10 protein-coding genes are annotated in these 10,838 nt (G+C 47.7%); 9 read left to right on the forward strand and 1 reads right to left on the reverse strand.

Annotated features, from left to right (window positions below; translation table 11 throughout):
- The 3 genes from AB7S66_RS08540 to AB7S66_RS08550 all read left to right on the forward strand — a co-directional run.
- A partial coding sequence (locus AB7S66_RS08540) for a right-handed parallel beta-helix repeat-containing protein (protein ID WP_428519045.1) occupies positions 1-1,611 on the forward strand: 1,611 nt, incomplete at its 5' end.
- 99 nt (positions 1,612-1,710) lie between these two features.
- Positions 1,711-1,956, forward strand: coding sequence for a hypothetical protein (locus AB7S66_RS08545; RefSeq protein ID WP_428519047.1), 246 nt, complete (start codon positions 1,711-1,713; stop codon positions 1,954-1,956).
- A 325-nt stretch (positions 1,957-2,281) separates the two neighbouring features.
- Positions 2,282-3,769 (forward strand): alpha-amylase, encoded by a 1,488-nt coding sequence (locus AB7S66_RS08550; RefSeq protein ID WP_428519049.1) that lies wholly within the window; start codon positions 2,282-2,284, stop codon positions 3,767-3,769.
- Positions 3,770-3,895: 126 nt separating this feature from the next.
- Here the strand turns inward: AB7S66_RS08550 and AB7S66_RS08555 are convergent, their stop codons facing one another.
- Positions 3,896-4,105 (reverse strand): hypothetical protein, encoded by a 210-nt coding sequence (locus AB7S66_RS08555; protein ID WP_428519051.1) that lies wholly within the window; start codon positions 4,103-4,105, stop codon positions 3,896-3,898.
- A 70-nt stretch (positions 4,106-4,175) separates the two neighbouring features.
- Here AB7S66_RS08555 and AB7S66_RS08560 point away from each other — a divergent pair, with 70 nt between their 5' ends.
- The 6 genes from AB7S66_RS08560 (at position 4,176) to AB7S66_RS08585 (ending at position 10,579) form a co-directional block, all read left to right on the forward strand.
- Positions 4,176-4,535, forward strand: a complete 360-nt coding sequence (locus AB7S66_RS08560; protein ID WP_428519053.1) for a hypothetical protein — start codon at positions 4,176-4,178, stop codon at positions 4,533-4,535.
- A 427-nt stretch (positions 4,536-4,962) separates the two neighbouring features.
- Positions 4,963-6,234, forward strand: coding sequence for an ABC transporter substrate-binding protein (locus AB7S66_RS08565; RefSeq protein ID WP_117330089.1), 1,272 nt, complete (start codon positions 4,963-4,965; stop codon positions 6,232-6,234).
- 72 nt (positions 6,235-6,306) lie between these two features.
- The gene (locus AB7S66_RS08570) at positions 6,307-7,194 is read left to right on the forward strand and encodes a carbohydrate ABC transporter permease (RefSeq protein ID WP_428519056.1); all 888 of its coding nucleotides are present in this window, start codon (positions 6,307-6,309) and stop codon (positions 7,192-7,194) included.
- On the forward strand, positions 7,194-8,069 hold the full coding sequence (locus AB7S66_RS08575) for a carbohydrate ABC transporter permease (RefSeq protein ID WP_428519058.1): 876 nt from the start codon (positions 7,194-7,196) through the stop codon (positions 8,067-8,069). Before AB7S66_RS08570 ends, AB7S66_RS08575 begins: the two co-directional genes overlap by 1 nt.
- Positions 8,070-8,105: 36 nt before the next feature.
- Positions 8,106-9,461, forward strand: a complete 1,356-nt coding sequence (locus tag AB7S66_RS08580; protein ID WP_428519060.1) for an alpha-glucosidase — start codon at positions 8,106-8,108, stop codon at positions 9,459-9,461.
- 92 nt (positions 9,462-9,553) lie between these two features.
- Complete coding sequence (locus tag AB7S66_RS08585) at positions 9,554-10,579, forward strand: LacI family DNA-binding transcriptional regulator (protein WP_428519062.1); 1,026 nt, start codon at positions 9,554-9,556, stop codon at positions 10,577-10,579.
- Positions 10,580-10,838: the final 259 nt, after the last annotated feature.

The raw sequence follows: 10,838 nt of genomic DNA on the forward strand, positions 1-10,838 counted from the left end.
CTATCTGAAAATACCACCTGGTCAGGAGTGGTGCAGGTGAATAATGTTGAGGTCCCTAAAGATGTAACGCTTACTATCGAACCAGGAACAATCGTAAAATTTAAGTCTGATAGAGGATATAGAGATCTGGATAAAGGTGGTCTCCAAGTAACAGAAGGTACCTTGATAGCAAAAGGAACATCAACTGAGCAAATCTTCTTCACTGCAGATTACGAGCGGGAAGGATATGGGCATGCTATCAACGGAGATTGGTTTGGTATTACCTTGATGAATACCGACACCTCCATCTTGGATTATACGGTAGTTGAATTTGCTGAAATCGGGGTGGAGCAGTTTTATTCTTCAGTTACCATTTCAAACTCAGTCATCCGTTGGAATAATACAGAGGGGCTCTATGCAGAACATTCTTCTCCTAAGATTCTTAACAATACACTCTACCAGAACGGGTATCATGAAATTGCACTTGAACAGTTCAATACCAATGTCCTTATAAAAAACAACTACTTCAGGGATGGTCATGTAGGAGTGCACTTTGAGAACAGTGGGGGAACCGTTCAAGGTAATGTGTTTGACACCTATAAGAAACATGCATTGACTGCCGGTATGGATTCTGAGGTAACGGTCCAGGACAACATCCTCTACGCAATCGAAGATGTGCCCATCCTAAACACAGAAGATCCTGATGGGGAGTCCTCGAATGATGAGAGTATCACTCAAATAACTGAATTCAATAATACTGTGTCTGCTACCAATCCTGATTCACCAGATTTTAATTACACCGTTCCCACTGAGTATGATCTTGGCTACCGTCCTGCTACGGAGGGAGATGAGTACCTCTACGTATATGACTCTTTTGATGCAACCCGAGAGGTGACCAGAAAAATGGGCGCAGGAGAGAATCTTGGATTCGGCTGGGCTCTTCACTACTACGATGGCTATCTCTGGCGGTTTAGCATTGGAGATGGTAAAGGAGCAGGCTTGGATTTCATCCGAATCGAGTTTGATGGTCCCTGTATCACAGATGTGATCAAGATGGAAACAGACTGGGTCGTGAACCCCAGAGGACTTACCCATGATGGCCAGTACTTCTACGTCAACGATTTCAGTGAGAAGAAAATCTACCGTTTTACCCCTCCTGCTGTGATTACTGAAGGGGCAAAAATTGAGGTAACAGAAGATGATTGGATTGATATTCCCGATGCTGCAGGCGGAGGCACCATGGGATTGACCTATGATGGAGAAAAACTCCTCCTGCCCAGCCAAGACCAAACGGTTATATATCGAATCGATTTTGATGAGTATCAAGAAGACGATACTTCTTCATATGAAACAATTGCCCTACCGGATGGTATTACCCTCGGAAATGACATTGCCTGGCATAATAGCTATTTCTGGAGTGTAGCCTCGGGGAAGGGGTTGGGTAAGTTTGAGATCAACGGTAATCAAGCTACCATGGTTGGAAGTATCTACCCAGTTGCCTATGACGCTTGGGCAATCACCTCCAATGGGGAAGTGGGGGAAGATGCACGTCTTTGGACACTACAAAAGACCTGTGAACTCTGGGATGATGACAAGCTCTTTGAGATCAAGCCATTGGATCCGACCCTTTAGCTTACAACCACATGACATCTTTTCATTGATTAGTGCCATCCATATTCTACGCTGAATCCTAAGAAGACAGTACTGAAAGCAGCATTAGGAATGGTACAGATGAAACCAACAAAAGTGGTCGGGGTGAATACACGTCCCACGGGTGAGTTCAGCTTAACGTTGCAGCATATTGGAGCAAGCATCATCCATGTTGGGAAAAACCTGACCATGATGGAGTATGATGAGCCTAGGCTTTCTAGCACCCTTAATGCGCTTGATGCATGCGATATGATCATCTGTTACCCTGTAGCAGCGGGTTCTGTTCTTTCGTCTTATGCAGCAACAGGGAAAGCAGTCCATACGTAACAGCAAGTACGCAGCTTGCATAATATGTTGCCTCCATTACTACGACCATCTCGCTGAGGAGTAGGGCTCAACTCGGCTTCAGGCTCTAATCGAAGACCTTGCTTGCCGGGCTTGATCGTACAAGTCATTCGGGACGATCATCATTTCGATAAAGAAAGAAAGCTGTATGACTTTTCCCTAAAGGATGTAAAGAGTTCAATCTGTTCATAGGAAGGGATCTCGTGTTCAAGTCCATAAGGATGCGAGCCTACAACACCATGAAACCATTGTACATCCTGTAACATAAGCATAGTGTTGATGCAAAGAAATGATAGGAGAAATAATTATGCAAGAGAGTCGAGGAGTACTGCTCCAATATTTTCATTGGTACAGTGAGGGTGGCGGTGTCCTCTGGAACAAGCTTGCAGCGCAAGCTGCAGCACTGAAAAAAACAGGATTTACTGCAATCTGGCTTCCTCCTGCATACAAGGGAGCAGGAGGTGGCTATGACACCGGTTACGGGGTGTACGATGTATATGATTTGGGAGAGTTCGACCAGAAGGGAAGTATTGCTACCAAATATGGAACCAGAGCAGAGTACCTGGCAGCCATTGAGGAAGCTCACTCCCATGGTATGCAGGTATATGCAGATATAGTGCTGAATCACCGGATGGGGGCTGATGAGAAGGAACAGGTTCTCGCTACTCCTTATTCCAAGGAGAACCGCTCAGAGCCAAACGGGCCCCAAGAACAGGTAACAGTCTATACGCGCTTCACCTTTCCAGGGAGGGGTTCTACCTATTCGGATTTTCAGTGGATGTGGCACCACTTTGATGCAGTGGATCATGTAGAGGAGCATCCTGATGACAACCAGAACATTTACGTACTGGAAGGCAAGATGTTTGATACCTATGTTTCCGCTGAGTTCGGAAACTACGACTACTTGATGGGTTGTGACCTTGATTTCGGGGCGGAGGAAGTAAGAGAAGAACTTACGCGGTGGGGGAAATGGTATCTGGACACCACAGGGGTCGATGGCTTTAGAATTGATGCAGTGAAACATATCCCTTCATGGTTTTTTCCCGAGTGGCTTGCTTCCATACATTCCCATGCAAACCGTGATTTGTTTGCAGTTGCTGAATTCTGGGATCCAGACATCGAACAGCTCAAATCATATATCGAGCAGAGCAAGGGTGCTCTTTCGCTCTTCGATGTTCCGTTGCATTTCAAATTTTATCAGGCAGGGATTGAAAGAAGGGAGTTCCCCCTTGATTCTATTTTCTCCGGGACCCTGGTGGAGCAAGACCCTGCGCACGCAATCACATTTGTAGCCAACCATGACTCGCAGGCTTTGCAAGCGCTTGAGTCAGTAGTGGAGCCCTGGTTCAAACCACTGGCCTATGCATTGATCCTGCTCAGAAGGGAAGGATATCCCTGTGTATTCATCGCAGATTACGAAGGTGCAACGTATGAGGATTATGGCTTAGATGGAGAAAAACATGTGATTGAAATGCCTTCATTCAAGCATTTGCTTGATCTCATGCTTAGGTTGAGAAGTGAACATCTTGAGGGAGAACAGCACGATTACTTCGATCATCCAAATACCATTGGCTGGTCTTATTCAGGAGAAAATGCGCTGGCAGTAGTCCTTTGCAATGGAGAAGAAGGTAGTAAAAGCATGGAGACAGGCCTTCCTGATACTGAATTTGAAGATTGTACCGGCAATATAAGGGAACACATCAAGACAGATGCAGAAGGTTTTGGAATCTTTCCTTGCGGGGGAGAATCCCTCTCGCTGTGGGTGAGGAGCAGAGCTTCTGTATCCAATGCCTAAAAAATCCTGCAGAGTCAATTTTAAAATAGAAATTCAGCCTGCATGCCATGAACGAAAAAAAGCAGGGTATGCCAATACTTGTGTACCATACAGGATACAAATAGCATGTATCACATCACACAAACTTCAGTCTCCCCACAATCCCTTTCCTCCCACATGACGAGAACTGTCTTGTTGTTCATTCCCCAACGGAGCGAGAGGAAAGGAATCAGCATGATGGTTCCTCCCCCGAGCGAGTGCCGGGAAAGCAAGGTGAGATACCCCGTCCCTTGGGGCGGAAAAGGAGGCAACGCCTCCTGAGTCCAGGGCTTGCCCTGGGGTATTGATACCTTTCATTCAATTGTTGCAGGAGCATAGCAATCTGATAGACCTGCCGGGTCTTACGAAGGTCCCCTGTGGCGGAACTATGAGTAGACTCTCTCCAGATGTTATGGAGATTCTTGATCCTTATCGACTTCATGAGAGGGTTATAGGTGAATACAACACTTCTTTGGGCCGGGTAGTGATAGGATATCTCAGTACCGAAATCCCCTGGAAGGAAAAAGAAAGGATCTCTAAGGGAGTCCAACCGGTTCTTTTCAATCCTGCATCTGCCACACGCTATAAGGCGCGTACAACCGTAGAGCATACGAGTAGTGAACCGAGGGATGGATATTTTCGGGACAAGATCTATAAGCGTGGTTGCCATGCAAGATATGAGATAGCACTCCCCATTCTTCTCACTACAGTGAAAAAAGTAAGAAAGGTTCTCTTGCTGTATGGATGACTTAGAGCCAGGGGAGGTACGGCAAACAGATGAAGAAGATCAATACCCCTTGCGATACAAGGGATGGTTCACTGTGCTTTATGAATGCAACCTTATTCATAATTCGCTCCCAATTTTGCAGGGAAGTCGTTCATAAAGTTGCTGCTTGGGGAGTATCGCATATTCATGCATATGATCACGTATGTGTATTCACTCCAAAAAGCGTTATGAAACGTATATTTTTCTTCAACCAGACAGGATTCATGCGCTGCCCAGTGAAAAGCTCCATATACTCCTGATGGAGACAAGTGGAATCGCTTCCATTTTTTTACAGTTTTTTCTTGACAACCAGAAATGGTGTGGTAGTGTTAGCTATAGGTGTTACGTAACACCTATCTATAAATGCAAACAGTACCGGGTGGGTTAACCCGTACTAAGGAGGATTCGCATGAAGAAAAAGATCGCAGTAGTTCTGTTCTCAGTTCTTCTGGTGACCAGCGTGTTCGCCGGCGGTGCACAGGAAGCAGCGTCCAGCGATAAAACAACCGTGAAGATGTTCCATTTGAAGGTTGAGATCAAAGATGCTCTCGATGAGTATGCTGCACAGTACTCTGCTGCAACTCCCGGTGTGACCGTGGAAGTCGAGACGCTTGGCGGAGGTGCTGATTATGGTGGCGCTCTGAAGGCTAAAGCACAGGCCGGTGATATGCCCGATATCTTCCAGATCGAAGGACTCGGCGGTTACAATGTCTGGAAAGACTATATTGCCAGCATGGAAGGAGAGCCTTGGGTAGACGATACAGACTTGGAATTCGTCGTGGATGGAACCGTGTATGGTTTCCCTGTGGCCATTGAAGGATATGGACTTGCCTACAATGCAGAGATCCTGGCAAAGGCCGGTATTGATCCCTCCACACTGACGACCCGCGATGCCTATGAGAAGGCATTCAAGACCCTTGAAGCGAAGAAGGCAGAGCTCGGCATCGACGCTCCTGTGGCGATGGCAGCCTCCCTCGCAGGAGGAATGTGGTGGGTCGCTGCTCAGCACAACCTTGCAGTTTATTGGGGCGGAGGCCTTGATTTCACTGATACAAGCGTGATCGAGGATGCTCTGAAGGGAAAGATGGATGAAGCACGCTTCACTGAGTACGCAAAATATGTACAGCTCCTTTTCAAATATGCCGATCAGAACATTCTGCTCAACGGAAGCTATGACGACCAGGTCGGTTCATTTGCTCAGGGCAAGACCGCTTTCCTGCACCAGGGCAACTGGGTAGATCCCAACATGGCTCAGATGGGCGTCACCTTCAAGATGGGATATGCTCCTCACGCGTTCACGAATACCCCGCAGACCGGTCTCTACCTGTTCGCTCCCAGCTGGTACGTCGTAAATGCACAGAGCCCGCGGGTTGAAGAAGCGAAAGCGTTCCTGGCGTCGATGGCAACAACTGCTGAAGGACATGATTACATCGTCAACAAGGCCGGTATGATCCCCGCCTTCAAGTCGGTCACACTCAAGCCCTCCGGACAGTTGAGTCAAGCTCTTATGGAAGCCAATGCCAAGGGTGGAAACTATGGTGTATTCTTCGGAATGCTTCCTGACGGTGCAGGCCAGAATGTGTTCGGTCCTGTGTACGACCTCTTCGCCCAGAACCAGAATAATCTGAATCAGTTCATTTCAGACATGAAGGCGGCCATCGCAAGTCTGCCGACCATGTAGGACTATTACACGAATGATGTACGGGCGAAACCGCCCGTACATCATATTCAAAATAACAAGGAGGAGCCCCGAATGAAGCAGCGCAGCGTAGTGAATATCCTGTTTCTGGCACCGGTCGTGTTCACATTCATTATGATCATCATTGTGCCCTTCTCACTGGGTATCTATTATTCACTCACAGACTGGAACGGGGTGAGTCCCAACATCCACTTCGTCGGTTTCAAGAACTTTTCGAAACTGTTCAATACACCCGATTTTATCCATTCCTTCCTAATAACTGTTGGTTACACTATAATCAACGTCATTCTTGTCAACATAGTAAGCTTTACCCTGTCGCTTATCGTGACGAGCAAGGTGAAGTTCCGTAACTTCTACCGTGCAGGATTTTTCGTCCCCTACCTGATCGGAGGCATTGTTCTCGGTTATATCTGGCAGTTCATCATGAACAATATTCTGGTTTTGCTTGGAACAACCTACGGAATAGAAATGCTCCAGTCCTCATTCCTGAGCAGACCTGAGACGGTCATTTGGGTGATGTCGGTGGTCAATACCTGGCAGTTCTCCGGCTACATCATGCTGATCTACGTCGCGGCGATCCAGAGCATTCCAAAGTCGCTCATGGAAGCTGCCTCTGTCGATGGTGCGGGTTTCGTGCGCAACGTCTTCAACATCCTGATCCCGATGATGGCCAACGCCTTCACCATCAGTTTGTTTCTGACCCTGACCAATTCGTTCAAGCAGTTTGACATGAACCTGACCTTGACGAATGGTGGACCGGCTACCCGATTCATGGGGGTCCCTGTGAAAGCTTCCCAGCTGCTGGCGATGAACATCTTCGACACCGCGACTGCGAACAAGATGGCCGAAGCGCAGGCAAAGGCTGTTGTGCTCTTTGTCGTCCTGGTCGTGGTATCCTTGATCCAGGTTTCGAACAACAAGAAGAAAGAGGTGGAAATGTGATGAAGAATACCATGTCATTCAAACGGCGGGCTCCCATGCTCATTCTTGAAGCTTTCACGATTCTTCTCTTCATTCTTTTCATGATTCCCTTTGCAATGGTCGTGCTCAATTCAGCAAAGACTTCCCGAGAGATTATCATAAATGCAGTTGCGTTGCCTGAGAACTGGGGACAGCTGGGCAACAACATCTCAAGAATTTTCAACAATCCTACGGTCGACTACCTCAGCGCATTCGGGGACTCGGTGATCATCACGGTTCTTTCACTGCTTGTAATCATCACGTTCTCATCGATGGCAGCCTGGGTTCTTGTGAGAAACGAAAAGAAGACATGGTCGATTATCATTTTCATGGTCTTCGTAGCTGCTATGGTCATTCCCTTCCAGGTTTTGATGTACCCCCTGGTGAGATGGCTGAGGATACTCGGCAATGTGTTGAACCTGCGTCTTCTTGGTACCGTGAGAGGAATTGTGTTCGCATATCTCGGATTCGGATCCTCTCTTTCGATCTTCGTGTTTCACGGGTTTATCAAGAATATCCCCTATGAAATGGAAGAGGCCGCGACGATTGACGGGTGCTCTTACCCGCGGATTTTCTTCGAAATCGTATTCCCTCTTCTGAAGCCGATTATCGTGACTGTAATGATTCTCAACGGAATATGGATCTGGAACGATTATCTGCTTCCCTATCTCGTTCTAGGATCGAATGGTGCGGTGCAGACTCTTCCGGTTGCCGTCACAGCGTTCGCCGGAGCATACCTAAAACAGTGGGATCTCATTCTCACTTCCACTCTCTTGGCTATCGTACCTATTATCATCCTCTATCTGTTCGCTCAGCGCTACATCATAAAGGGGATGGTAGAGGGAGCAATAAAATAATATACCGGGGTCAGCCGGTAGAAGGAACATCGCTGTATGAAAATTGTACTAGTAGGAGCTGGATCACTCCAGTTCGGACTCGGAATGCTCGGAGATATCTTTCAGAGCAAAGTGCTCACAGGCTGTGAGGTCACGCTTCTTGACATCAATGCCGTTGCGATGGAGCGAGTCGAGCGCATCGCAAAGGAGTTCCTGGAGAAGGAAGCTCTTGATTTCACAGTGAGTGCAACCTTGAATCGCAAAGAGGCTTTCACGGGAGCTGATTTTATTATCTCTTCGATTGAAGTCGGAGACCGTTTCAAGCTCTGGGATGATGACTGGAAAGTACCATTGCAGTATGGGGTGCATCAGGTCTATGGGGAGAATGGAGGTCCCGGAGGCGTATTCCATTCACTGCGGATCATACCCCACATTCTCGATATTGTAGGGGATGCCGTACAAATCTGTCCTGATGCCTGGATATTCAACTATTCCAATCCGATGACTGCGATCGGTACTGCAGTGATGCGTAAATATCCCCAGGCGAGGTTCGTCGGTATGTGTCACGAAATTGGCTGGCTGAATCGCTGGTTGCCTGCCATGCTCGATAAGGAGATTGAAGATCTCACTTTCCGTGCCGCCGGGCTCAATCACTTCAGCTGTTTGTATGAGCTGAAGGACAAAGCTACAGGGGAAGACCTCTACCCACAGGTACTCGAGAGATCTGCCGAGTTCTTCAAGCAAGAAGCAGGATACAGTGATTTCTACGAGACGTATCTCAAGACCGGGAAGATGGAGAGCCATGAAGCCTTCGATAAAAAGGGACCTGGACGGAAGGGTCGTTTCGAGTGGACCGACAAACGCATTGCGAAGTTCATGCTTGAGCATTACAAGTTGCTTCCCATCACCGTGGATAGTCACTTTGGGGAATACCTCTCCTGGGCCTGGGATATTGTGGATCATCGTGGAATCCTCGATTTCTATGATTATTATCGTGCGACTTTGACCGTCGAACAGAGACCTGAGATCGAGCTAAAGCTGCATGAGCGAGCGATTCCTATCATCGAAGGGATTATCACCGATTTGGGATATGAAGAGGCTGCGGTCAATGTGATAAATGACGGACTGATTGAGGACCTGCCTTCCTGGGTCGTGGTCGAAGTCCCTGCAGTCATCAATAAGGATGGGGTGAAGGGTATCAAGGTTCCCTCCCTCCCCAAGGGTTATCTTGCCCTGATGAGAAACTACTGTGGTGTCTACGATCTCACCGCTGAAGCAGTCCTGCAAGCCAGTAAGGAATTGGCAACTCAGGCAATTATCGCGAACCCGGTGGTGAATCAGGTCTCACATATCAATGACATGGTGACCCGTATGATTGATGTCCAGAGTAAATGGCTCGGGTACCTAAAATAGTGAATGGCTCACTCCCTCTGCAGTGCAGGGGGAGTCGAGTCAATCTGATGCAGGCTTTTGACAAAGCTTGGGGAGATGCATATAGTAAGGCCATGTTGACTATCAAAGAAATCTCCAAGATGGCTGGAGTCAGTCCTACCACTGTCTCGAATGTAATTCATGGGAGAACCGGCAAGGTGTCTCCCGTAGTCCGAGACAAGGTCAAGAGGATACTGAAGGAAGTCAACTATGCACCGAACATGGCTGCGAACATCCTTGCCCATGAGAATTCCCGTATCGTAGGGGTTGTCTTTTTCAGTGAACCACGCAGGGATGAGACGCAGTTCGAAGATCCTTTCAGCTTCACCATTCTTGGTAACATTGAATGGGAACTCAGACAGCTTGGCTATTATATGATGGTTCATACAACCAGTGACCAGAACGAGGTGCTGAGATTCGTCCAGTCATGGAAGCTTGCGGGGGTTATTATACTGTGGGTGCCACGTGAGATCATACCCCGTATCAGCAATCAGGTTTCGTGTCCGGTAGTTCACATCGACAGTTATGATTACGATATAGAAGGCGACATGCGATATTACCGTGTCGGGATTGAAGACAGGTCAGGAGGGTACCAGATATCTGAATATCTCCAGTCAATGGGGCACCGTCAGATGGTGTTCCTCTCGAACGGACCAGAAAAGACCGGTTCCGACTATATGCGTTTTCTAGGGTTGAGGGATGCTCTTGAGGAACAGGGAGGGAGCCTTGCCGAAGAGAACTTCATACCCCTCTCAAGAGTCAAGGAGGAACGCTATGCTCTATACGAGGAGCTTGCCTCCCCCGATACTTCTTGTACCGCTGTGGTCTGTTCTGCTGACTACTATGCCAGTGAAGCGGTATCGTATTACCAGAAAACAGGGATAACTGTCCCGGATGATATTTCCATCATCGGTTTCGATGACAACATCTTCAGCAGGATCCTCACTCCATCCATCACTACGGTTCATCAGGACACTGGTAAACGGGGACGACTTGCTGTGGATATACTGATCAAACTGGTTGAAGGTGAAAAGGTTGATCCTCCTCAGGTGACCCTCCCTGTCTATCTTCAGATACGGGATTCAGTCAAGAGGATATAGCGTTCTCCGCTGAGAGGGGCAGCATGGCTGGACTCTACTTCTGATGCTTCTTGGGGCAGAATATTCTGTCCTGTTGAGCGATGAGCGTGAACAGGAGGGTTGCAAGAATCATGAGAAATTTGGTCACAAAAAAACAATGTTCACAACTTAAGCCCAGCTCTCCCAAAATCTTAACAATTTGACTTGTGATTATGATGGAATTTGGTCTTTCGCTTGTTTTCTGCCCTTGGTACTGTCCGCCCTGGTTTTATGGGACAGA

It is taken from the genome of Sphaerochaeta sp., assembly GCF_050178175.1.
Taxonomy (GTDB): Bacteria; Spirochaetota; Spirochaetia; order Sphaerochaetales; family Sphaerochaetaceae; genus Sphaerochaeta.

Excerpts from the sequence above, each read along its gene's own strand:
- AB7S66_RS08545 (WP_428519047.1), top strand. The coding sequence starts at position 1,711 with ATGAAACCAACAAAAGTGGTCGGGGTGAATACACGTCCCACGGGTGAG.
- AB7S66_RS08550 (WP_428519049.1), top strand. The coding sequence starts at position 2,282 with ATGCAAGAGAGTCGAGGAGTACTGCTCCAATATTTTCATTGGTACAGT.
- AB7S66_RS08555 (WP_428519051.1), bottom strand. The coding sequence starts at position 4,105 with ATGAAAGGTATCAATACCCCAGGGCAAGCCCTGGACTCAGGAGGCGTT.
- AB7S66_RS08560 (WP_428519053.1), top strand. The coding sequence starts at position 4,176 with ATGAGTAGACTCTCTCCAGATGTTATGGAGATTCTTGATCCTTATCGA.
- AB7S66_RS08565 (WP_117330089.1), top strand. The coding sequence starts at position 4,963 with ATGAAGAAAAAGATCGCAGTAGTTCTGTTCTCAGTTCTTCTGGTGACC.
- AB7S66_RS08570 (WP_428519056.1), top strand. The coding sequence starts at position 6,307 with ATGAAGCAGCGCAGCGTAGTGAATATCCTGTTTCTGGCACCGGTCGTG.
- AB7S66_RS08575 (WP_428519058.1), top strand. The coding sequence starts at position 7,194 with ATGAAGAATACCATGTCATTCAAACGGCGGGCTCCCATGCTCATTCTT.
- AB7S66_RS08580 (WP_428519060.1), top strand. The coding sequence starts at position 8,106 with ATGAAAATTGTACTAGTAGGAGCTGGATCACTCCAGTTCGGACTCGGA.
- AB7S66_RS08585 (WP_428519062.1), top strand. The coding sequence starts at position 9,554 with ATGTTGACTATCAAAGAAATCTCCAAGATGGCTGGAGTCAGTCCTACC.